General features: G+C 66.3%; 17 protein-coding genes and 2 pseudogenes. 8 read left to right on the plus strand and 11 right to left on the minus strand.

Annotated elements, in window-relative coordinates; translation table 11 throughout:
- The first annotated feature begins 25 nt into the window (after positions 1 to 25).
- From OF380_RS25190 to OF380_RS25200, 3 genes are all read left to right on the plus strand, one after another.
- Positions 26 to 982 carry a zinc-dependent alcohol dehydrogenase family protein gene (locus tag OF380_RS25190; RefSeq protein ID WP_264048361.1) on the plus strand — a complete coding sequence of 319 codons (957 nt, stop codon included), beginning with the start codon at positions 26 to 28 and terminating at the stop codon, positions 980 to 982.
- Complete coding sequence (locus OF380_RS25195; RefSeq protein ID WP_264048362.1) at positions 979 to 1,224, plus strand: DUF2867 domain-containing protein; 246 nt, start codon at positions 979 to 981, stop codon at positions 1,222 to 1,224. The genes OF380_RS25190 and OF380_RS25195 overlap by 4 nt, the downstream gene beginning before the upstream one ends.
- Before the next feature lie 85 nt (positions 1,225 to 1,309).
- A complete protein-coding gene (locus OF380_RS25200) occupies positions 1,310 to 1,693 on the plus strand; it encodes a nuclear transport factor 2 family protein (protein WP_264048363.1) in 384 nt (127 codons plus the stop codon).
- Between the two features lie 508 nt (positions 1,694 to 2,201).
- On the opposite strand, the gene OF380_RS25205 is transcribed toward OF380_RS25200, so the two are convergent.
- Positions 2,202 to 2,612 carry a tellurite resistance TerB family protein gene (locus OF380_RS25205; protein ID WP_264048364.1) on the minus strand — a complete coding sequence of 137 codons (411 nt, stop codon included), beginning with the start codon at positions 2,610 to 2,612 and terminating at the stop codon, positions 2,202 to 2,204.
- A 379-nt stretch (positions 2,613 to 2,991) separates the two neighbouring features.
- Positions 2,992 to 4,173: an adenylate/guanylate cyclase domain-containing protein gene (locus OF380_RS25210; RefSeq protein ID WP_264048365.1), complete on the minus strand. Its 1,182-nt coding sequence runs from the start codon at positions 4,171 to 4,173 to the stop codon at positions 2,992 to 2,994.
- A 250-nt stretch (positions 4,174 to 4,423) separates the two neighbouring features.
- Here OF380_RS25210 and OF380_RS25215 point away from each other — a divergent pair, with 250 nt between their 5' ends.
- Both OF380_RS25215 and OF380_RS25220 read left to right on the plus strand, forming a co-directional pair.
- Positions 4,424 to 5,497: an alpha/beta hydrolase family protein gene (locus OF380_RS25215; RefSeq protein ID WP_264048366.1), complete on the plus strand. Its 1,074-nt coding sequence runs from the start codon at positions 4,424 to 4,426 to the stop codon at positions 5,495 to 5,497.
- A 476-nt stretch (positions 5,498 to 5,973) separates the two neighbouring features.
- Positions 5,974 to 6,370: pseudogene (locus tag OF380_RS25220) on the plus strand (transposase); the annotation flags it as partial.
- A 321-nt stretch (positions 6,371 to 6,691) separates the two neighbouring features.
- Here the strand turns inward: OF380_RS25220 and OF380_RS25225 are convergent.
- Together OF380_RS25225 and OF380_RS25230 are read right to left on the minus strand one after the other, a co-directional pair.
- On the minus strand, positions 6,692 to 8,434 hold the full coding sequence (locus OF380_RS25225; RefSeq protein WP_264048367.1) for a methyl-accepting chemotaxis protein: 1,743 nt from the start codon (positions 8,432 to 8,434) through the stop codon (positions 6,692 to 6,694).
- Between the two features lie 462 nt (positions 8,435 to 8,896).
- Positions 8,897 to 11,284 (minus strand): bifunctional diguanylate cyclase/phosphodiesterase, encoded by a 2,388-nt coding sequence (locus tag OF380_RS25230; RefSeq protein ID WP_264048368.1) that lies wholly within the window; start codon positions 11,282 to 11,284, stop codon positions 8,897 to 8,899.
- Between the two features lie 190 nt (positions 11,285 to 11,474).
- Between OF380_RS25230 and OF380_RS25235 the strand changes: the two genes are divergently transcribed.
- Complete coding sequence (locus OF380_RS25235) at positions 11,475 to 13,010, plus strand: sensor domain-containing diguanylate cyclase (protein ID WP_264048369.1); 1,536 nt, start codon at positions 11,475 to 11,477, stop codon at positions 13,008 to 13,010.
- 477 nt (positions 13,011 to 13,487) lie between these two features.
- Positions 13,488 to 14,027 (plus strand): inorganic diphosphatase, encoded by a 540-nt coding sequence (locus OF380_RS25240; protein WP_264048370.1) that lies wholly within the window; start codon positions 13,488 to 13,490, stop codon positions 14,025 to 14,027.
- A 45-nt stretch (positions 14,028 to 14,072) separates the two neighbouring features.
- Here the strand turns inward: OF380_RS25240 and OF380_RS25245 are convergent, their stop codons facing one another.
- Positions 14,073 to 14,318 carry a hypothetical protein gene (locus OF380_RS25245; RefSeq protein WP_264048371.1) on the minus strand — a complete coding sequence of 82 codons (246 nt, stop codon included), beginning with the start codon at positions 14,316 to 14,318 and terminating at the stop codon, positions 14,073 to 14,075.
- Complete coding sequence (locus OF380_RS25250; RefSeq protein WP_264048372.1) at positions 14,315 to 15,055, minus strand: Crp/Fnr family transcriptional regulator; 741 nt, start codon at positions 15,053 to 15,055, stop codon at positions 14,315 to 14,317. The genes OF380_RS25245 and OF380_RS25250 overlap by 4 nt, the downstream gene beginning before the upstream one ends.
- A 357-nt stretch (positions 15,056 to 15,412) precedes the next feature.
- Here OF380_RS25250 and OF380_RS25255 point away from each other — a divergent pair, with 357 nt between their 5' ends.
- On the plus strand, positions 15,413 to 15,631 hold the full coding sequence (locus tag OF380_RS25255; protein ID WP_264048373.1) for a hypothetical protein: 219 nt from the start codon (positions 15,413 to 15,415) through the stop codon (positions 15,629 to 15,631).
- 207 nt (positions 15,632 to 15,838) lie between these two features.
- On the opposite strand, the gene OF380_RS25260 is transcribed toward OF380_RS25255, so the two are convergent.
- The 5 genes and pseudogenes from OF380_RS25260 to OF380_RS25275 all read right to left on the minus strand — a co-directional run bounded on the left by OF380_RS25260 (position 15,839) and on the right by OF380_RS25275 (position 23,116).
- Entirely contained in the window at positions 15,839 to 17,146 is a 1,308-nt protein-coding gene (locus OF380_RS25260) for a hypothetical protein (RefSeq protein ID WP_264048374.1), read from the minus strand.
- Positions 17,147 to 17,368: 222 nt separating this feature from the next.
- A pseudogene (locus OF380_RS28835) lies at positions 17,369 to 17,632 on the minus strand (hypothetical protein); the annotation flags it as partial.
- Between the two features lie 206 nt (positions 17,633 to 17,838).
- Positions 17,839 to 19,752: a TniQ family protein gene (locus OF380_RS25265; RefSeq protein ID WP_264048375.1), complete on the minus strand. Its 1,914-nt coding sequence runs from the start codon at positions 19,750 to 19,752 to the stop codon at positions 17,839 to 17,841.
- Between the two features lie 7 nt (positions 19,753 to 19,759).
- Positions 19,760 to 20,869 carry an ATP-binding protein gene (locus tag OF380_RS25270; protein WP_264048376.1) on the minus strand — a complete coding sequence of 370 codons (1,110 nt, stop codon included), beginning with the start codon at positions 20,867 to 20,869 and terminating at the stop codon, positions 19,760 to 19,762.
- A gap of 12 nt (positions 20,870 to 20,881) precedes the next feature.
- On the minus strand, positions 20,882 to 23,116 hold the full coding sequence (locus OF380_RS25275) for a hypothetical protein (RefSeq protein WP_264048377.1): 2,235 nt from the start codon (positions 23,114 to 23,116) through the stop codon (positions 20,882 to 20,884).
- Position 23,117: the final 1 nt, after the last annotated feature.

The raw sequence follows: 23,117 nt of genomic DNA on the forward strand, positions 1-23,117 counted from the left end.
GCACCTGCCACAGCAGGAGGCTGACATGAAAGCGATGGCGTTGACGCGGTTCGGGGGGCCGGACAGCTTCGAACTTCGAGAGTTTCCCGATCCCCGACCGGGACCGCGGCAGGTCCGCGTGGCGGTGCATGCGACGTCGATCAACCCGCTCGACTACCAGATCCGCCGCGGTGACTACGCCGACCAGGTCGCGCTGCCGGCCATCATCGGGCACGACGTTTCTGGTGTCGTCGACCAGATCGGATCCGACGTGACGGAGTTCCGTATTGGGGATGAGGTCTACTACACGCCGCGGATTTTCGACGGGCCGGGATCGTACGCGGAATACCACCTGGCGGATGTCGACATTGTGGCGCGTAAGCCGGTCAACATCTCCCATGCCGAGGCCGCGAGCGTCAGTCTCGTCGGCGTGACCGTCTGGGAAGGGCTGGTCGAGCGCGCCCGATTGCAGGTGACCGAGACCGTCCTGATCCATGGGGGCGCCGGGGGCGTCGGAGCCATCGCCGTCCAGGTCGCCAAGGCCATCGGTGCGCGGGTCCTGGCGACGGCGCGCGGCAGCGACACGGCGCTCGTTGAAGGGCTCGGCGCTTCTACGGTCATCGATTTCGAGCACGAGGACGACGTGGACGCGGTCAATCGCCTGACCGACGGCACGGGCGTCGACGTCGTCCTGGATACGCTCGGGCGCGACACGCTTTCGCGTTCTCCACGCATCCTGCGCGAGAATGGGCGCGTGGTCACCCTGGTCGACACAGCAATGCCTCAGAACCTCATCGACGCCTGGGGTCGGAACGCGACCTACCACTTCGTCTTCTCTCGTCAGAGTAGCAGCAAGCTCGACGCCCTGACGCGCCTCATCGAGCGAGGCCTGGTGGTGCCGCAGGTCGGCTTGGAGTTTCCCCTCGAGGACGTCGCACGCGCTCACGCGCGCGCGGAGGAGGGCCGGATGAAGGGCAAGATCGTGCTGCGGGTCAGGACGTGACGCCCCGGGTTTCCTGCATAAGCCCCGGACCTGACCGGTCGCAGGCTCCTGATGGGTGGCGGCAGCGACGACAATTCCACCTTTGCCTTCTCGCTAGTCAGCCCTCGGACGGAGGGGACGACCTCGTCGCCACCACGGTCCTGCGATGCCGCGACCTGCTCGGTCGCGCCTACCTCGCGGCCGTCACGGCCATACATGTCTTTGTCGTCCAGTCCACTTTGGCAATCGCCGGACGGCACTGAGTGTCAGGCTCAACTGATGCAGGTGGCCACAGCCTCACCTACGACAATGTCTTGCTGCGTTTGAGCCCAACTTCAGAGGGAGCGCATGACGGATCTTGCAAAGAACAAGGCGAACGCGATCGCCTTCTATGAGCTGATGTTCAATGATTGCCGGCCGCGCGAGGCGATCGAGCAATATGCCGGCGCCGACTACGTCCAGCACAACCCGCATGTGGCAACCGGCAAGGACGGCTTCATTGCCTATTTCGAACGGATGGCCCGTGAGTGGCCGGGCAAGCGGGTCGAGGTGAGGCGGGTCGTCGCCGAGGGTGATCTCGTCGTTCTTCACTGTCTGCAGCACTGGCCGGGCAACCACGATTACGCGGCCATCGACATCTTCCGGCTCGACGTCAACGGCAGGCTCGTCGAGCACTGGGACGTGCTGCAGATCCTGCCGGAGACCTCCGCCAACGCGAACGGAATGTTCTGAACCAGGGGGATGCAGCGGTTGTGTCGGCGACAGGCCGCTCCACCATCAATCCTGGCAGAAGACGGAGAGGGTCCCGAGATTCGCCACCGGAGGGTCTCACAGATCCACTCGCGGGGTGATGTCAGGGATAGAACGGGTAGCCCGTCGAGCGACAGGGCTTGTCCTTCGTTCCCGGCAAGGGGATGCACTCTGCTTCCTCTCCGGACACGGTGTCGAAGCGCCCATTCGTCCTGACGTCTTTCGACAAACGCGCTCCGTTGTACGTCCGGGCTAAAGCCAAGGACGAAGGCCTGACCGCCGGGCGGTGGGCGTGGGCGGTCTCCAGGAAGAACGAGCGTTTTCTAATCGTTCCCTTGCGGCCGGACTATGCGGACCGCTCCGTCGCGCTGGCAGGCGGTCTTGAAGCGTCAAAAGATATTGGGCGGCGGCACGGCGTCGGAGTCATGCTCGAGGTAGCCGCGCCGCCGGGTGGCATCGCTTCGGTCACGAGGACTGAAAATACGATCCTTCAGCGATCCAAAACGGCGCGGTCGTTCTTAGCCACCAACGTCCGGAAGTAAGGGGTCAGCTCGCCCTCGGTCAGTCCGAAAGCGTTCGCGAACTGCAGGATCAATTGCTGTTCGCCTGGTTCAGCCTCACCATCCGACATCGCGCTGTCGATCATGTTCAGAATGATACAAAGCTTCTGATCTGGCCGCAGGTTGGTCGCTGCGTCGGTTAAGAACTGCGCTGGCTGGGTAGAGCGGGTGTAGCGCAGTGCTGCGTCCAACTGCTGGCGCGTCGCGTTGCGGCCCAGAACCGACATCAGGTGGCCGACTTCTTCGGGATCGATCTCTCCGTCCGATGCCATACAATAGAGCAAAGATACGGCGAGACAGTTCCGAGGCGTGAGGTCAATGGATGTTTGTGACTTGAACATATTGAACAAAGGTTCGCCCCCTACAGAACGCCGGCTTGTGGTGCTGGCAACGGCCTCTAATAGAAGGCGCTAACCGCCTTGTCGATTGCCTCAAACCCGATGAGCGGAAGACTTTTTTCTTTGCCTCGGATGATTATGCGCCCTAATACGTGAACTTCAGTTATGCAACGAACAGCTAAGCGGATATAGAGACCAAGAGACTGGTCGCGCTGGGCAATCGAACCATAGGACGGCTCTGGTGACCTGCGTAGAAGGTCCGCGACCGAGCAGGCGTCGGGGTATCGGGACCAAGCCGATTGCCAGGGGCGGAATACGGCAACGAGCGCGCGTCATATGTGGTTGACACCGACAAGCTCAGGCTTCCCAGGTGCGAACGTCTCTAACGGACCCGGGCTGCCAAGGCCAACGCCGCCGACGCATGCTCGGCTTCGCTCCCTGCGTAAGCCTTGGATTGTTCCACTGCTTTCCGCACACGCTGTTCCGCGAGGGCATGCACGACCATCGCTTCACTACGGCCGCGGAGCAGATGCGAGCCGAGCGCTTCGGCTTCGATCCCGTCGGGCAGTGCCGGCAGACGGGCGAAGACCACATCCGAGATAAGTACCGGTTTTCCGGCGTTGCGACAGAGGCCTTCGAGCCTTGCAGTCGCGTTCATGACGTCGCCGAAATACGCGATCTTGTGGCGATCGACGCCGACCTCCGCGGTCACGACGTTGCCGCCGTGCAAGGCGGCACGCAGTTCGGGCACGATACCGAACCGACTGACCCAGACCTCCCGATCGCTGCGAAGCGCCTCCCGGATCGCGAAGACACAGGCGACGCACCGGGCCTTTTCGACGCCCCTCGCGAACGGCCAAGAGATAATGACCTGGTCGCCCACGTAGTCATCGACCTGGCCGCGATGCCGGCGAACCGGTTCGGCGATGGCTGAAAAAACGGCCTTCAGCAGTTCCTGTGCGGCAAGGTCGCCGCGCCTCTCCGCGTAGGTGGTCGACCCGACAAGGTCGAGGAACAGGAAAACGCGCTCTTCGCTGATCGGCCGATGGTAACGGCCGACGATGAGGTTTGCGAACGTCTCCGCTCCGATCAGGTCGCGAACGCGCAGGGCAGACACGAGGAGTGCCGAGACGACCAACGCGTAGGGAATGGTAGAAAGCTTAGGCGTGACGGCTTCCGGGAAGCTTTTGTCCGTGAGACCCAGCGTCCAGACGACCGAGCCGGTGAGGGCCATTCCCGCGAGGATGATCAGGAGCAGGCTAACCTCGGCGGCGGCAAAATAGGCCAGGGTCGGCAGACGCCGGAGCCGCCTACTGTAGCCGGAGAAAAAAACACCGCGTTCATACGCAATGGTCAGAACGCCGATGCAGGTGCCGTAGAGGATGCCGACCGGACTTGGTCCATCGTTCAACAGATAACCATGCAGTGCGCCGAACAGGGCACTGATGCCAGCGATGGTGATCCAGAAGGCCGCACTGCCGTAAGGCATCGTCTTCTCCGGTAATGATGGTCCAGCAAGGGATTGCTCAATCACGGCATCAGCGTGGCCGTCGAGTCCTGCCAAGGCTGGTCTCGCCGGTCCCGTGCGATAAGGCACGTGCGAAAGGCGAAGGGCGGGCTTTTCGAGCAGAGTGACGGCTTTGGTCCAAGATGCCCGAGCTTGGTGCCGCCGAGGATTGCAGCGAAACCGCCTGAAACCTGCGGCGTTTGCAGTTGCGTGTAAGAAACGGCACCGCCCCCGCTCTCGCCTCATGACACATTGACCACATCGCTTCGATGCTTCCGCTGAAGCGACAGAGCCCGGCGGGACGTCCATGCCCCTCAACGACGATGCTTCGGTCCGGCCCCTCGTTACCCGGGCGCCGGTCGCGCGTGGCTGCGACCGCCGCCGCTTCGGCGCCATGGTGCTGGCTGCTGGAGTAGACGTCCTGCTTCCGCGCCCTTCGGCCGCCGCAGGTCCGGCGTCCGAGGAGCCCCGCATCATCGACTTCGCATGGGTCGACCCGGCGCGCGGGCGCTCGGTGCCGGCACGGCTCTACTGGCCGGCCACCTCCGGCAGGAAGGCGCCCGTGCCGCTGATCGTCTTCTCCCATGGACTCGGCGGCTCCCGGACAGGCTACAGCTATCTCGGAGACGGGTGGTCGGCGCGTGGGACCGCCAGTCTGCACATCCAGCATGTTGGCAGCGACCAGACCCTCTGGCAGGGCAATCCGCTCCTGCTCCTCGACCGTCTCGATGGCGCAGCGGATGAGCGTGAGGCCATAGAACGGACCCGCGATGTACGCTTCGGGCTCGACCGCCTGCTGGACCGGGGTGGTCCATTCGCAGCGGCTGTCGACCGGAGGCGCATCGTGGCGGCCGGTCATTCCTACGGCGCGAACACGACCCTGATCCTCACGGGTGCCCAGGTGGTCCGGGACGGTCGATTGCTCGGCGAACGAGATGCCCGCTTCTCGGCCAGCATCGTCATCTCGGCACCGCCGTTCTACGGCGAGACCGATCTCGCGTCTGTCCTCCGCTCGGTCGACGTGCCCACGCTCCACGTCACGACGACCGAGGATACGATCCGCCTGCCGGGCCGGTATTCGGCGGTTCAGGACCGCATCGACATCTTCCAGGCGATTCCAACGCCGCATAAGGCCCTCGTCGTCTTCCAGGGCGGCTCACATAGCGTCTTCACCGACAGGACCCTCCGAAACGGCGGCCCTTTGAACCCCCTGATCAAGCGGGCGACCGCGGAGGCCGCCTTGGCCTTCCTGGACCTCGCCTATCGGTCGGATGCCGCGCCCCTCGAAGCGTGGAGCGCGGTGTGGAAGCCGATCCTGGCGGCAGCGCCCACGCCGTTCAGCGTTCCCGCACGACCAGCGGGCCGTAAGCGCCAAGCCTGAGAACGTCCGCGGTGCGGGCGTAATGGCCCGACAGGGTTGCAGCCCGATCGCGGAGGATGACCTCATGGCGGGTTCCGGTGTTTTGGGGGCGCAGTTGTGAACAGGCGCAGCAACCGCATTCACGCGACCAGGAACCTACGGGCGAACACAGGCGCCCAACCGGATCGAAATGAATTCTGGAGCGCGAAACGCCACGCTTGCGACCGGCCCGCGTTTGGGCCCGGACGGGCGCCCCCAGTCGCATCGCCAAGTCGTCGATCCTGTCGGTGAGATGGGACCACGCAAGGTCCGGTTGATGACAAAGACGCCCAAAAGCAGTCAGGCACATACCACCTGATCCAGACGTAGAGCAGTCGCACGGGTGCCGACCAAACAGAGAGGCTGCTATGGCCCTGTGACGGCTGGGTTCCAGCTGGAGGGGCATGACCTCTTCACGCAAAGCCGACCCGTCCGACGTCTCGGATGAAGCGTGAGCGCTGGTCGCTCCCTCTCTGACGCTGCTGTGCGAGGATGCGGGACAGCGCGAGCACAGTCTGCGCGCGGTGTTCAACGGGCGGCGCGACGTCGTGAAGACGAGTGCGCCGTGGCGCTGGATGAACGACGACCTGCCGCCGTGGGACGCGGTCTACCAGCAGGCCCAAAGCTGGCTGGCGGCCGGGTGCTTCGGGCAACGGGCCGACGATCTGCCGCGAGCCAAGCGCGGCTTCGTCCTCTTGCCACCGCGCTGGGTGGTGGTGCGCTCCTTCGCCTGGGTGACGCTTCCGCCGCCTCGTCAAAGACTATAAGCGCTCTCCCAGCACGCTGGCAGACCTCCACATCGTCGCCTTCGTCTGCCTCATGGTCAAACAGGCCACTCAACTCGCGGCCGGTTCATGTGGTCAGTCCCGCAAATGTCGCGAAATCACGCGGCGCATTTTCAAAGACTTAGCTCAGCTTTTCCAGCCGCGGGTGCGAATCTTGGCAACCAATTACCGCGAAATATGAGGTTATTTCCGGCAAAACGTGCGAATCCCCTTTCGCACAACATAGTCCGGCTCTTTGAGGCATCCAGCTCCGGGCTCACCACCCTGCCCTGCCGGTCCCATAAGGTGCCATGGGACGCTGGAGGGATCTGAGACGAGGTCGACATGAGCCCCAATCATCGGTCACCAACGGTGGTGAGATTACCAGTGGTGCGTATTCGGAGGCTTGCGCTTAGGCGGCCCGGTTGGTGGCGGGCTCAAGGGCCGGGTGACGTAGTCCCGACCTGATGCTCAAGCCGACCCTGTCCCCCTCGATCCACGCAGTCTCCGCGGGTGTGCGGAACCCGTCGCCGGCCTCCAATTCAACCGCTTCACCGGGAACAAGGGGCGGCGCTCCGGCGATCCGCGCGCCATATGCCGAGATCTCGATCATCCGGACCGGATGCCGACATCCCCGGCTGTACAGGAAGCCCGCCTCGTCGACCCCGATGCGCAGTGCGCCGCGACGCTCTTCCAGGTCGGTCGTCACCCGCTGCACGAACTGGGCGACCGAGGATGCGAGGTCCGTCGCGACGGCCTTCAGGGCCTCCGATGCGGTCAGCGCCGTGTTCGCGTGGTGCTGCGTTTCCAGGGTCGCGCGCGAGACGGCGATGGTCCCGGCGTATGCATCCGCACTCCCCTGGGCAACCCGCGCGACCGTCCGCGAGATCACTTGCGTGGCGGCTCGCTGCTGATCGACCGAGACCGCGATGGATGTGGTCAACGCGTCCACTTCCTGGGTCGCCCGTGCCATCGCCTGAACGGAGCCGACGGTCCGCCGCGTCGACGCCTGGATCGCCTCGACCTGGGACACGATCTCGTCGGCCGCCCTCATGGTCTGGCCCGATAACGCCTTCACCTCGGAGGCAACGACCGCGAAGCCGCGCCCCGCCGCACCTGCACGGGCCGCCTCGATGGTGGCATTCAGTGCAAGGAGGTTGGTCTGGTCCGCCACGGACTTGATCAGGCTCACGACCGTACCGATGCGCTCTGCCACGACCGCGAGTTGCCCGACCTCCCCGCTCGTCGCCTGCGCGATGCCGGTCATGTTGACGATCAGCTCCCGCGCCCTCTCGGTCTGTCCGGCGATGTCGGCGATGGAGACGCTGAGTTCCTCGGATCCCGCCGAGACGGAAAGGACGTCCTTCGCGGTGGCGGATGCCGTGGTCTCGGACGAGGATGCCTGCCGGCTCGACTGCATGGCGACGTCGCTCAGTGCCAGAGCCGTTCCCCGCATCTCCTCCGTCTCACGCTCGACCCGGCGCTCTATGGCGATCAAGCCATCGCGAAACTCCGCGACAACCTCGCCGAGGCGACGTTGGCGGTGGGCCTCCAGGTCACGGTTCTGGCCCGCCGCCGCTTCGGCGCGCCGCTGCGCGACGACGCTGTCGGCTGCCTGCCGCATCGCCGCCTCTGCCGCGGCGAGCGCCTTGGCGAGCTGGCGGGCCGCCAGCATCAGGGCTCCGGCTTCTGTGACGAGAACGATGGCATGAAGGAGGACGCGTAGGTACTCGGCTCCGTTCGGAAAGACGGCGGCGGGATAGAGGACGTTCAGGGCGAGGTGATGTACCGCGACCACCCCGGCGGCCACGAGGATGGAGGACCAGCAGCACCATCCCGCGACGATGGCGAGGGATGCGAAGAACACCATGTGCACGTCGATCTGCAGGTGCGTGCCGGATGAGACGAGTGCGAGCAACGCCACGAGCAGCATCATGGACGCTGCGGAGAGGTGACGCGTGGACGCTGCCGCTCCTTGGCGCTTGGCGCTACCGGCGGTAGCCGCCAAGGACAGGATCGCGATGGCCGTCACGGTGCCCGGAAGGACATCCCTCCACCAAGCGAGGACGGTGACGACGGTCGCGAGGACGCCAAGTGCGCCGAGCATGACGGGAAGGAAGGCGAGACGCAGGCGGTCAAGGCTGGCGGAGTTCATGGCTGGCTCGGTGCTGTAAGCGTCGCGGGAAGGGGCAGACTGGGAAGGCACCCGCCGAGTGGGCCGGCGGCGGCGACGAGGTAGACCCCTTTGCGGCGCAGATCCGCCGCGAGGTCTTGTCGGTCCGCATGCAACACCGCGACATGGCCCTTGGCCGAGACCCATAGGATAGATGCGCCGGATTCCGCGATTGCGTGGGGAACGGGTGCATCCGGGATCAGGGTGAGCACTATGACCGGTTGTCCGGGCCGCGGCGTCAACGCCAGGGCGGCCGGTGCGAGACCGAAAGCGAGGACGAGGGAGCTTGCTCGGACGACCTTGCGGTGTCGCGCCAGCCGAGGCTTTGGCTCCTCGCTCCGCAGGCTTTGCAAGTCGCACCTCGCCCTGTCTTGCTTCTTCGTTCGGGTCGCCAGGAGGGATGTTAGGGCGAACGAGGTTGATTATTGCTTATTGTTTCCGGTTTCAGGCGCGTTTCGGCTCGGCTGAACCGTGGGAAACCTCGCCATGCGTATGTTGTGCGAACGCTGCGATGGGTGATGGTTTGCCCATGAGGTAACCCTGCGCGGCATGGCATTGCTCGGCCGCAAGGAAGCCAAGCTCCTCGTCTGTCTCGACGCCTTCCGCCAGGACGGGTAATCCGAGCCCGCGGCCGAGTCCCAGAACGGAGCGTACGATTGCGGCCGTCTGCTCGTTGCTGTCGACGGAGCGCACGAACGAAGCGTCGATCTTGATCTTGTCGAACGGGAACGAGCGCAGGTTCGACAACGACGAATATCCCGTACCGAAATCGTCCATCGCGATGCGCAGCCCAAGGGCTTTCAGTTGTCGAAGCGTCAGCAACGCCCGGCTGGGATCGCGGATGAGGGCGGTCTCGGTCACCTCGGCCTCCAGCCGGCTGGGCGAGAGCCCGGTCTGTAGCAGCACCTCGTGAACGAGGCGGACGAAATGCGGGCTGTGGATCTGCACCGCCGAGACATTGACGGCCAACGACAAGGGCTTCGGCCATGTCGCCGCCTCGCGGCAGGCTTCGCGCAAGACCCATTCGCCGATCTGCAGGATGGCGTCGGTTTCCTCGGCGATGGGGATGAACACGGCCGGCGAGACGTAGCCCCGTTCCGGATGCTTCCAGCGCAGCAGCGCCTCGAAGCCCGTGACGGCGCCGCTGTCGACCTCGGTCTGGGGCTGGTAGACGAGGTGCGTCTCCCCGCGCGCCACGGCATGGCGCAGGTCGTGCTCCAAAAGCCGTCGCTCGCGCACCTCCGAGCCCATCCTCGCCTCGAAGAACCGATAGGTGCCGCGGCCCTCGGACTTTGCGCGGTATAGCGCGGTATCCGCATAGTTCAGCAGCGTCGCCTTCTCCTGCGCGTCATCCGGATAGAGGGCGATGCCGATGCTTGTCGCGATCTGCGGCCCGGTTCCCTCAGCCTTGCCGGAGCGCAGAGCCTCCAGGATGCGCTCGGCAAGGCGCCCGGCCGTGGCGGCGTGCTCGCAGGGCATCAGCACGGCGAACTCGTCACCTCCGAGCCGCGCCATCGTCTGCGTGCCGTCGAGCTCCGCCGAGACGATGCGGGCGACGGCTTCCAGCATGGCGTCTCCGGCGGCGTGTCCGAAAAGGTCGTTGACCTCCTTGAATCGGTCGAGGTCGAGGCAGAGCACGGCGAGCTTGCTGTTGGCCACGTCCGCTGACCTGAGCTCCTGCTCCAGCCGCTTGCCGAAGCTCGCGCGGTTCGCAAGTCCGGTGAGCGGATCGTGATGGGCCAGGTGCTGTATCTGACGCTCTGCCTGCCGGCGAGCCCGTAAGTCGCGCACGGCGACCGCGTAATGGGGTTGCCCGGCATGATCGACCGGCTGCGTGATGATCTCGACGGGGGCCATTCCGCCATCCGACAGGCATAGTTCCACCTCGGCTGGCCGTCCGGGATGGCCGGCCATGGCCAGCCCGGTCGCGTCGCCGGGCAGGAAGGCCGATAGTGCTGCCCCGGCGAGCAAATCCGAGGATTTCCCGACCAGGCGGGCGAAGGCGAGGTTGGCGGTGACGATGGTATCTCCCGTGCAGACGACGAGCCCCTCGACGGCGGCGTTGGCTAGGCTGCGCAGGCGCTCGCCCTCCAGCTTGACGTGCCGGTGGTCACGCACGTCGAGCGCCAGTGCGGCTCCGGCAAGCAGGAGGACCGCGAAGCATGCCAGGGCCACGGCGACCGCCAACCAACTGTTCGGGACCGCCGACGGGGAAACGACCAGGGTTGGGTCCGGCGTGACGGTCACGGCACCCATGGCGGTGAAATGATGGCTGCAGATCGCAAGCAGCAGCAGGAGCGCGGCGGGGATCTGCCGTCGCAAGCCCCTTCCGCCGGACCGCGTGGCCAGTGCGGCACCGCCTAGGATCGCACCGAGCGCCACCGAGACGCAGACCGTGATAGGATCCCATGCCTTGTGTCCCGCGACGGCATAGGCCGCCATGCCGGTATAATGCATCGCGGCTATGCCCAGGCCCAGGATCCCGCCTCCGCCCCAGGTTGCCGGCAATCCGCCGACGACGACGGCGAGGGACAATCCGCAGCCGACGAGCGCGATGGCGATGACGAATGAGAGAGCGGTCAGCGTAAGGTCGTAGCCTCCGGGGATGCCTGGCTCGAAGGCGAGCATCGCGATGAAGTGGGTCGCCCAGATGCCGGAGCCTCCGGCGGTCGCGGAGACTGCGAGCCATCCGACCTGGACCCAGCCGTCCGCACGGCGAGCGTGGCTGACGAGGCAGATCGTCGTCAGGGCTGACAGGGCGCAAAGTGCAGCCGCGAGGGCGACGAGGCGCAGGTCATGTGCCTCGACGAGGCAACCGACGACGGTGATCATGAGGGACGGCCTTGAAACGTTCAGGCGCCACCATTGGGTCAAACCCTGTAGAGGGCCTTAAGGCTGGCCGCCGACCTTCCATAAAGGGACTTGATCCAGGTGAGGCATACTGTCTTGGCCGCCGCAAAGACCCGTTAGGCATTGCCGTGGCAAGGTTCCAGGCCACGAAGAAGCCCGGGGACTTCATTCCATGTGCCTGCCGCGAAGCCTATCGCGCGCAATCCGGTCCGGGCGCACCTGGATTGGCTTAAGCGTCCTGGCGCCAATCGGCATGCTCGTCGTCTCGGGACTGATGCTGCTCGACCTGCGTCGCGACGCCTGGGACAAGGCCGAGCTGACCTCGCGCAATCTTCTTCAGGTCATCGAACGCGACATCGTTCGGAACGTCGAACTCATCGACCTTACGCTCCAGGCCGTGCAGGACAACCTGCGGACGCCGGGACTTTCGCAGCTCGATCCGGCCATGCGCCAGCTCGTCCTTTTCGACCGTGCCGCGACGGCGCGCGACCTTGGGGTCATGTTCGTCCTCGACGAACACGGCGAGATCGTCGAGGACATCGCGACGTACCCTCCACGCAGGGGCAACTACGCCGACCGCGACTACTTCCAGGCCCACAAGGCCAATCCCCTTCTTGGCCTTTATGTCGGACGTCCTGTCGTGTCCCGCCTGACCGGCGAACGCATGGTCAACTTCAGCCGGCGCATCGACAAGCCCGACGGCTCCTTCGGCGGGTTGGTGCTGGGCAGCCTGAAGCTTTCCTACTTCACCCGCCTCTTCGATCAAATCGGGCTTGGGCAAGACGGCGCGATCAACCTCTATCTGCGTGACGGAACGCGCATCACCCGCCATCCCTACCTGGAGGCGGATGTCGGCGTGAACATCGCGGGCTCCCGAACCTTCGACCGGTTCGCACGCGAAGGCAGCGGCACGTTCGTCGAGACGTCCGTACGGGACGGCGTGAAGCGGCTCTACGCATTCACCCGCGTCGGCGACCTTCCCCTGATCCTGAACGTGGCACTCGCCGTCGATGAGGTCGAGGCGGCATGGCGGACGAAGGCCTCCGTGATCGGAACCATCGTGCTGACCCTGTGCGGCCTGACCATCGCCCTGTCCCTGCTGTTCGGACGGGAACTGGGCCGCCGGGCGCGGATGCAGTCGGAACTCGCCAAGCTCTCGCAGACCGACGCCCTGACCGGCCTCGCCAATCGGCGTCGTTTCGAGGCCGCCTATGGTACGGCGTGCTCGGAGGCTGTCCGCACAGGGCGGCCGCTCGCGCTTCTCGTCATCGATGCCGACCACTTCAAGCGCTTCAACGACAGGTACGGTCACGCCGTCGGTGACGCGGTCTTGAAAGGCTTGGCAGGTTGCCTCAAGGGAAGCGTTCACCGTCCGTCTGACCTTGCCTGCCGGGTCGGGGGAGAGGAATTCGTCCTCTTGCTTCCTGACACCGACGAGGCGGGCGCAACCCGCGTCGCGAAGGAGGTACATGCCCGGGTGGCGACCTTGGCGGTGGGATCGGCTGGGATAGGGCCGGGGTCCCTCACGGTCAGCATCGGTCTGGCTGCCGGCGTCGCCGATGCCCAGAGCGTGTACGGCCGCGCCGATGCCGCGCTGTACGAGGCCAAGGCTGGCGGGCGAAACCAGACGTGCAACGCCTCCTCGCCGAATGGCATGCCCGGCGGCAAGGTCCCTTTACGCTTGGTGGGGGCTGAGCGCTCGGCCTAGCTCCCGACGCCGATCCTTCCTAGGCGGTCACGTCCGGTGGGCGCGGAGCCCGCACCAACCATGCGCCTGCGCCTATGGAGACGCTCACCGCAACGAAGCGAGCGAGTGGGTCCCGCTCGATAGGCGAGAGCGACCAAGGATCGCCCTGTATCCCGTCGAGGACAGGCGCTCCCGTCATCCTTGCAAACGGACTTGCGCCGTCGGTGGCGTCGGATACGGCATGGCGTCGCCGACCCTGGACTTGTTATCTTAGCCATCCAGGACCACGCCTGACGGATACCGACGCGCGGTGCGTTCCGGACGCGCACGGGCCTGCACACCACCCTTGGAGAGCACCTCAAGGCTTGGTCTCAGGATCGGTACGTCCCTGTCGTCACATAGGTCCCATCGGCTTTCGCGCGTTGGGATCCGCCCCGCTCATTCGAGGATTGTCGATGCGTCGTGCATTCACGGGAAACGTCGCATGGGAGCGCACCGTTGATCCAGTCCTCGTCCCTCGGCCGACTACCGACCTTCGGTGAGGACGGTGCCGTCCACGTCGTCATCGAGACGCCAAAGGGCAGTCCGAACAAGTACGCCTACGCGGAGGCATTCGGCGCCTTCCAGTTCAAGATGGTGCTGCCGGAGGGCATGAGCTTTCCGTACGACTTCGGGATGGTTCCTTCCACGAAGGGTGCGGATGGCGATCCGCTCGACATCCTGATCCTCCTCGATGAGCCTGCCTTCCCGGGCTGCGTGCTGGAGGCGCGCCTCGTCGGCGTGATCGAGGCCGATCAAAGGGAAAGCGACGGTACATGGGAACGCAACGATAGGCTCATCGGCGTGGCCGTAAAGGCCCGCACCCACGCCCATATCAGATCGTTGTCCGACCTTCGGCCAGGCATGCTGGACGAGGTCGAGGCATTCTTCGCGCAGTACAATCAACTGGCCGGCAAGGACTTCAAGGTGAGGCGACGGGGTGACGCCGAAGCCGCCCTCGCCCTCGTTCGGCAAGGCCGCGATGCGGCTCGTAGCTGACCGGGACGCCGCATTCCGGAATTCGCCGCGCGCCATCCCGGTTGCTCAGGGCTGCGGTTCGAGTTGTCGTGCGATCCAATCCTGCGCCTCGTGCAGATCGGCGAACGTCGGCGGATTCGGATCGTCGACGGGCCCGAAGCCTGCCTCCAAGTACCATTTGCCCGCATCCGGACCGTGGTCGCCCGACAGCCGCACCAGCACGGCGACAAGGAGACCGTCGTCGTACACGAGGCGGCTCTCCGCATCGTCGCTGCCGGTGGCGACCTGCACGGGCTGAAGCTGAAGGTTCATGCCGCCCCCCGTTCTTCGAGGTGCAGGTAGTTGGCCTTGAACTCGGCCAGGGCCTTCAGCGCGGGGACGTCCAGGATCGTCAGCGTCCTGCCGCTGAGCGCGATGAGCCCCTCCCGCCTGAGTTCCATAAGCGACCGGTTGACGTGAACGCTGCTCATCCCGGTCGTATCGGCCAGCTCCGCCTGACCGATGGGCAATGCATAACTGTTCTCCGTCGCCAACCCCACCACCTGCAGGCGCAGGAGCAACTCGGAGAAGAGGTGTGCCAAGCGTTCCTTCGAGGATCGGCGGCCGACGTTGAGCAACCACTCGCGCAATGTCGCCTCGTCGACGAGCGTGCCGATACGCAGTGCTCGGGCAACCGCGGGGTGGCTCCGCTGGATGTCCGCAAGCGTCTCCGGCTTGATCCAGGCCACCCGGCAGGGCGAGAAGGTGCCGACACTGTGGTCCATCCGGTCGATGAGGGCCACGTCGAGGTCGCCCATGTCGCCGGGGACGAGGTAGGCAGGAATTTGGCGTGCCCCGTTGGCGCGCATCTTATAGCGATAGGCCATGCCCTCCAGCAGCAGGGGAATGCCCCGCGGCCTGTCCCCCTCGGTCACGAGATCCCGATGCGCCGGGACGTTCTCGACATGGGAGCCGATTCCCTCCAGAGCCGTGCGGTCGGCCTCCGATAGTGGGGTGAACCGCTCCAGCTTGCGAATGAGGGGGCTTCGCGTCGGCAGGCTCTGGTTCATCGATGGGCAGACCTCTGAAAGCGTCAAGGATCCCGCAGGCATATACGGCACGACATCCATGAATCGAGACGGAGCACGGAAACTCCAAGCTCGAAAATAGGGTCACGTCACAGTAAGGTAAGTCCCAGCAAGGCTCTCGATGCCAATGGGGCGCCTCGCATGAGGAAGGTCTTTATTGCCTCGCGTACGACCAGTCTAAGACTGGCGAGGCCCGGCGATTTGGGCGTCGTATTGTAACGCTGGTCGCCGACGCAGGAGTTCTTTCGGTCTTCGTAGTCTCACGCGAGCCGTCTTGGCTGGGAATGCTGCGGCGCGATCATGCAAGGTTCCGTGCACGTCGGCCAGGGGGCGCCGTAAATGGAGACGGACTGGATCGAGGCGGTGATGCGGACGAACGCAGCCATCGTTGAGGCCGAAGCCCGGTTCAGCGCACAGGCCGCCAGCCTCATCGCCTTGGCTCTAAGCGGGCAGGATACGACCGAGGCCGAGGACCTTCTGCTGTCCTGCCGAAAGACCTTGGTGCTCCTTCGCGCCCTGCAGGCACAATTGCTTCGAATGCCCGGTCCCGATGCATGACTTCCAGCCTGGCGACGTTGCCCTTGTCCGCGGCTGGCACGACCGCTTTGACCACCTCTGCGCCGCCGGACACCGACTGCGCCGGACTCACGCCACGCGTCGTCAGGCCAGGGAGGTGTCCACCGCCTCGCGCGGTCGATGCCCTATTGCCGAAGGCGAACGCGACGAAACGCCATGTCTCGGTGGTTCGATATCGAAACCTGTCCTCTAGGCCTGCGTTCCGATGATGCACTCCGACGCTGACCTCAGCCAAAAGGAACAATGCTTCTTCCTGTTTGCCGGCACGAGGACAGGATGGTGGCCGCACGCGGCGAGCTTCCGCTCAACAAGCGCCTTACGCTTGCCCAGCCGTGTCGAGAGCTCACGGATGCACACGTGTCGGGCTCGGAAATCCGCCAGGGAGGCTTCCTCGATCTCGCTGGCGAATACGTCGCCGAGGAGCAGTCCGGCCCAGACGAGACGCTTCACGTCGAGGGGTGAGCACACGAGTTCCGTAGCCGCCTCCCCCACCGTCACGACGCCGCGCATCCGCCTGAGTTCGGCGTCGAGATCGGACAGGCTGCCGCGCTGGAACAGGAAGGCACGCAACCCGGCCTGGTCCCGATCATGGACATCAGGGTGGAGGCGCCCGTCCCGTATGCGACCGATCAAATCCTGGAACGTCAGCCCCCTGCGCGTCTGGACCACCTGAGGTAGGCTGAGGAACGGTCCCCCGTGGCGTGGGGCGGGATTGCAGGCCGTGGCAGTCGCCAGGCTTCCAAGAAGCTCGTCCAACGAACGAGAGCAGATCAACGTACGGTCCGATCCGGCGATGCGGCCGACCTCGACGAGATGCCCGGAGCCGGCGAGCGCGCGCACGACGGCCGCCTGGACGCCAAGGCGGCGCGCGGCCTCGGCTTTCCTGACGAGGTCCCCCGCGTCGAGGCGTTTCCTCAGCTCGGCCCTTGAGGGCGTTCGCGAGGCCATCCGCTCCACGTCGCTCCGGTCAAGGTAAAGGAAGGTGTTCGAGGCTGTCGTGACGGTGGTGGAACGCAGGTCGCCTTCCGCTGCCAATCGGGTCACGGATCGCCAATGCATGCTCAAGACGCCGGACGCCGCCCGCAGGCTCATCCATGAGCCTGCATGCGCCTCCGCAGGCACCGCGCCGGCGAAGTGCTTCAGCGGCGCTTCGGGCACGGCATCGAGGAAGGCGCGCGTCACGAAATCACGGACCGCGTCGGATACGATGCTGATGCGCGTGTTGCGGCTGATCAGGAACTTGATCCTTGGGAAGTCCGAGGTCGAGTGCGCACTGAAACCATCGGGGATGCCTTCCGATCTTGCGAAGTCCCGCAGGCTTTGGGGCCAGTCGCACAGGAGCTTGGCCGCGGTCATCGCCGGGCCGCCCGACGCGTCGCCATCGGTCAGGCCGGAAGCGGCGACCCGCCCGAGTCGGCCGACGAGCAGGAACAGGTCCTCGTCGGCAAGCTCCGCGAAGGCCGACCCGAACGGAGAGCTCCCCCTGCCGCGGGGCATGTCGATCCGTTCGGCCAGCAAGGTGGAGAGGGCGACGAGCCTCGGGTCCGCAGATGTCGTAGGATTGTCGGTGAACCGGCCCCTGCAGCCGTTCCTGCCGCATTCGAGGACTTGTGCGCGACGCCACGTTGCGGGTTCGTCGCAGGTGGGACAGCGATGCGAGAGGAGGCAGCCATGGACCGGGCACGCGGTCCAGGCGGTGAGGTCCCAGGCCGCCGGTAGGATGGCACGTTCGCGAAGGCATTCGACGCAGAATTTGGGGTTCGCATCGAACATCGTGCGGGGAAGCCGCAGGCCCGGGATGACGGTTCGCCGGAACGAGGGACCCAAGCGCGGCGGCACGATCCGTCCGACGAGCACGGGATCCGTTCCTGTCATGGCCGCCAGGGTCCCGACGACCGACTCCCTATCCGTCGGCGCCCTTCCCCGTTGCAGGCCGGCGATGCGCTCGATGGCAAGCGGGCTGCGATAACCGTTCAACTCCATGAGCCGGAGCAACCATCCCGGCAGCCCCTCCTCCGCAAGCGGCGGCGAACGAACTGTAAGCCTGATGTCGGCCAAGCCGAGCGCCCTGATCGCAGGGACGGCAGCGGCGTCGCCGGAGGTCCTCGCCGGGTCAGGCGGCGGTCCCCGCCCCTGACCTCGTCGCCCCGTTCCGCTCCGTCGGTTTTCGCGGTCCGGCCCGATACGGGTCACGAGGCCCGCCTTCCGGAACCGTTGGTTTCCCTCGCGCCCGCCCGTGGTGTCGATGCCAGGAAGGGCCGATGGCTTGCCGACCTCCCTGGCCGCTCGCGCCGCGTGTCCGGGGCGATCCGGCCTCCCGATGAGGTCCGGCGCCAGACCGACGAGATGCCCCGCCCGGCATCGGGTTCGACGACAGCGATGGCTCCCCTCTCCTTGAGGCGCGCGATGGCGGTGCGCGTGTTCGTCCGCCAGGACTCGGCATACTCGCTTGCCAGGGCGTAACGCCGCGGGAAGGCCGCGACGGAACGCTCCGTGACGCTGCGGCGTGCGAGTGCACCGGGGCCCTGCTCCTGCGCCACCAGGCAGCCGGCCCGCACGAGGACGGGGATCATCCGGATCGAGACGCCAAGCCTCGATGCCGCTTCCCTGACGTCGAGGCATTCCTCTGTGCGCGGGTGCCGAAGGCGGAGCACGGCTTGCCCGGCGACGTGCACGTCCCCGATGTCCCCGATGGGCAGGGCCGGGGCCCTGACCGATAGTTCGCCTCGGAGCACGGCCGAGAGCACCTCGGGTAGCCGCACCCACCGGCGCTCCGCGACGTCCCTGAGGGACACGTCGCCTGGATGCAGTCCCGGGGCAACGTGCACGGCGATGCGGTCGAGCAGGCCGGCGACGGTCGCCGGACCGTACCGACCGGCACCGCGGACGCCGGGAATGCCGCGCATGACCGGGAGAACGCCCGCGCGGCGAAGCGCGGCGATCTGACGGACGGTTATGCCCAGGCGGCGAGCGGCCTCCGACGCGTCGTACGACGCGGCGCGTGCGCTTACGAGCTCGTCGATGCCGGTCACCGGCAGGACGTGCGCCCGGCGTCGGCCGGCGCCGAGGCTCTCGCCTTGGATCTCGCCGCGCGCGATGAGGGTCGCGACCGTCCCGCTGCAGACGCCCAGCCGGCGGGCGGCGTCCATGCCCCTGACGAAGGTCGCCGGGGCCCGGTCGGTGTACAGGAAGTCGGAGGGTCTCAGGAGCGGCCCATGCGGCCCGCTGGCGACGGCGCGGCGGGTCTCGTCGAGCATCCCCTCCATGCCCGGCCTCGACAGCAGCACGCGCAGTCGCCGATGCAGGATCGCGCGTTCGGCTCCCGAAGCGGCAGCCTCACCGAAACGTCCCGGCGCAAGGACCCAGTCATGCCATCCATGCGGCCAGTCCGCGAGGGCCGGCGCGGCGCGGCAGGCGGCCGCGAGGGAGCCTGCGACCGTCGGCTTCGTCATCAGGTTGGACCGCCACTCCGCCGGCGCGGCGTCCGCGCAGCCGAGGAAGCGCACCGCGTGGGCGAAGGCATCCAGCGTCGTGAGAGGAAGGCCGGCATGATGACCCGCCTGCCCGTTCGCGAGGGCGGTCAGCGTACGGGCCACGTCGACGGCCGCCGCGGGCGCGTCGACGTGGCAGGCTTCCAGACGTCTGCCGCAACGGCAACGGGCCAGCGCCGGCCGGCTCCAGCCCAACGGCCTTCCGCAGGTGCAGGCGTCCGTCAGGACGGTGCCGTGGCGTGGGCAGGCGCCGCACCCGGTCACGTCCCAGCCGGCCTCGGCCGCTCGCCCCTCGTCGAGGCACCGGACGCAGACGCGAGGCCGCGAGAACGCGACCAAGGCGGGTGCCAGGCGCGTCGCGCCGAGCCGGACGAGACCATCCGCGTCCTGCCACGACGCGGCCCGCTCCAGGGTCCCCATGTCGGTCAGGCCGCCGACGGCCGCCACGAGGCCGGACAGGTCGCAGGGCTGCGCGGCATAGGTCGCCGGCAGGCCGGCCACGCGCCGGACGGCGCTCGGATCGGAATAGCCGTTCGCCTCCGTCAGTCGCAGGACGTAGATGCGGACGGACTCGGTCGGGCGGTGGGCGAAACGGACGACGAGGCGTGGCATGCAACGTTCACCCAAGTGTCAGCGCCTGCAGGACCTCGGCGCGGCGGTCCGACTTGCGGGAGCGGTTCGAGCGGGGGCCGGACTTCCTGGGCCGCTTCTTCGGCTTGGCGATCTCGTCGCGGTGGACCAGGGGGACCGGCAACTGACGGTTCCAGAGAGGCCCCCAGGGATTGACGAGCGATTCCGCCTTCACGTCCTTGTGGAAGGCCCGGTCGAACGCCTCGTTCAGGATCGCTTCCGTGATCTCCGCTGACTGCATCCGGAGGGCGATTTTCACGGCGCGCAGGAGGAGCTTCTTCAGCAACCCGACGACGCCCCGGCTGACGTAGAAGAAGCGCAGCGCGACTTCCGGGTCCTCGACGTCGACCGACGCGGCGAACGGCAGCGGCATCTGATCCCGGTAGGTGACGAGCAGGCTGATGAAGCATTGCCGGCATTCCGGAACGGCCCCGCTCCCGTCGTCCTCGCCCCACTCGAACGGCGGCACGACGATCTCGTCCTCGAACCTGCGCCAGATCTGGCTGTCGTGGTCGAACAGGTGGCGGGTACGTCCCATGCCGAAGAGGATGATGGTGATGCCGGTGCTCTCGTTGATGTCCCTCAGTACCTCGGCGATGTCGTAGCGGCGGAGGACGCCGTCGCGGTCGACCGCACGTTGGGCCTCGTCCACGATGATCGTGCGGGTCCTGCATGCCTGCGCCTGGAGCGTGAGCCGGTTCTGGAGCTCCTCCCGGTCGCCGGACTTCCAGCCCTTGTCGCCCAGCTCCTTCAGCATCGACCGGAGCAGTCCGTTGGCCGTGGGCTGCGGCCTCATGGTCGTCGAGACCATGGGGACCCTGTCGCTGATCCGCACGGTCCCGTCCGGCATGTCGGTCCGCACGTCATCGACGATGCGTGGGTAGTGCTCCAGCAGCGATGCGATCAACGTCGACTTTCCGATGCCCGTGGGGCCGGTGACGTAGTAGCAGGGCGGCTCGGCGAGCTCGTCCTGCACGCTCAGTTCGAACAGGATGTACGACAAGGTATCCATGAAGGCCGGATGCTCGATGAACAGCCCGTCGAGCTGCTTCAGCGGGCTTGGCGCGGGCTGTCCCGTCACCGCATCTTCCTGCGACATGATGCGAGGCTCCTAACGAACGCGGCGGGGAAGGGACCCGGTGCCGAACCTGGCGACGGTCGGCGTGGCGGTGACGGGCTTGGTGCCGGTCGGGGGAGTGGGCGTCGGCTCCGTCGGCCCTGGTGGCAGGGCCGGGGTGGATGGCGGCGCCCGGACGCCGGAGGGCGTCCGGTCCGGCGGCGGCGTCAGCTGGCGCATCGCGGCATCGGGCTGGGCTGAGGAGAAGTCCTGGAGGTAAGGCAACTGGCGACCCAGGCCGAGCTGGCCGAAGACCACGTGCGTGCCGATGCCGAGCGCGCGGGCGAGCAGGCCCGAGACCCTCGTGCCGTGGTCCTCCAGCACCGCCCCGCGCATGAGGCCTCGCAGGTGGACCTCGGCCTTGATGCGGCTCTCCCAGTCCGCCTTGCCGAAGAGGCGTTCCGAGTGACGCTGCCTGAGCTTGTGCACGTGGAGGGAGACTTGCGCCTCCGTCTTGTTCAAGGCGTGGCAGGTCACCCAGGCGCCATCGCCGTAACGGGCCTGGATCCGCGACAGGTTCACGGGATTGACCTTCAGCGAAACCTTGACGTTGGCGCCGTTCCAATAGCGGATGCCGTCCACCCCCTCGCTGTAGTAGCGGATGCCCTCGTACAGCACGCCTCGGTGATCGAGCGTCACCCCCTCCCGGACGATGCCGAAGAGGAAATCGAGGTCCTGCCCGGTGCGAGGGTAACGGGGCTTGACGATCCGCGTGCCCTCCTGCCACCGGACGTTCGGGCTGGGGCCGCCAATCGTGGGTGGGTTGGGGTGATACACCTCCAGAAGGTAGCGGTGCACGATCCAGAGCAGGTGGAGGAATCCGATGAGCCCGTTCTCCTTCGGGTCGTAGTCGGAGCGGTCGACGTCCTGGGGCAGGACGAAGCCGGGGAGCTCGCTGAGCAAGCCCAGGTTGAGTAGGTGAAAGCTGTTCTCGACCGCTCCCTTCAGCCAGGGCATCCTCGCCAGCGTGAAGTCCCACGGCACGTCCAGGTCGCCGAGAAGGCGCTCGATGGAATTGCCATGGGCGCTCAGGCTGTTGTCGAACGTGACGAACCGGGGAATCCCGGACATGGGGTAGGGCTGCGCGATGTCCGGATAGGCACCGGACACATACGACTTCGGCATGGCGGCGTGGCGGAAGACGCTCGCGAAAACCGCATCCCCGGGAGGTTCGAATCCCAGGTAAAATCCGATGATGGCATTGCTATAGACGTCCACGAGCCAAGCAAGCCAAGGACGGCCGAGGGGGATCTTCAGCACGTCGCAATAACAGTAGAGCGGAAGAAGGGTCTCGTCGTACTGCACCTGGCTCAAGGCGAAGTCCGGTTCCTCATGCCCCCATGGCCGTCGGAAATCGCGGGCGGTGGCGACGCTCTTCCGAACGGCCAGCACGCGAAGCCGCGCCGGGGCTTGCCCCACGGTGTCGTAGAAGGTGGTCTTCGACGGCAGCTTAATCTTGTCGGCGAGCTCGGGCCGTTGCGCCTTCAGTTCCTCCAGCCGGTCGTACACGGTCGCCGCGATGTCCTTCACGGAAGTGGCCGGCTTGTCCCCCTTGCGCGGCGCGTGCCGGGCCGCCTCCAGCTTTTCCGCGACGGTGTCGCGGAGCACGCGCTTCACCTCCGGCAGCAGCTGGTTGCGGTTCCCCCTGGCGGACGTGTTCGGCTCCATGTCCCTGTCGTCGCCTTCGCGGCGCTTGGCCAGTACCCGGTAGTACTGGGAGACGCTGACCGAGCGCGTCTTGCCGAAGTACATCAGCCCATACTTCTCGCCGAGCTCGGTCAGCACGTCCTGCAGCACGAGCCGCTTCGTCCGCACGCCGTCGACCACCACCCGGGCCGTCTTCAGGCCAGGAGGAAGCCGCCTGTCCACGTCGCGCAGGATCGCTCGCCAGAATCTGATGTAGAGCTGGTGTCTATCGGGCTTGTCCGAAAGCAGGCGGTCCCGGTGCTTTCTCCGCCGCTCAAGCTCCTCCGGCGTATCGTCGTCGCGCTCGTCATCGAATTCGACCAGGCCCGTCGAAAGGCCGGCGACGAGCTCGGCCGTCACCCTGTGGGCGATGACCGCCCCGGTGGCCTCGCCGATACGTGCCGCGCCCTGCATGGGCAGGAGCTGTGCGTGCGCCACGCCGTCGATGGTCACTTCGGACAAGAGGCGATAGCGCCGGAAGGGGGCGAGCAAGTCTTCGCGGATCAGAAGACGGCATCCGGGCTCGAAGGCGAAGCTTTGCACG

The sequence above is a fragment of the Methylobacterium sp. FF17 genome (assembly GCF_025813715.1).
GTDB classification, from domain to species: domain Bacteria; phylum Pseudomonadota; class Alphaproteobacteria; order Rhizobiales; family Beijerinckiaceae; genus Methylobacterium; species Methylobacterium flocculans.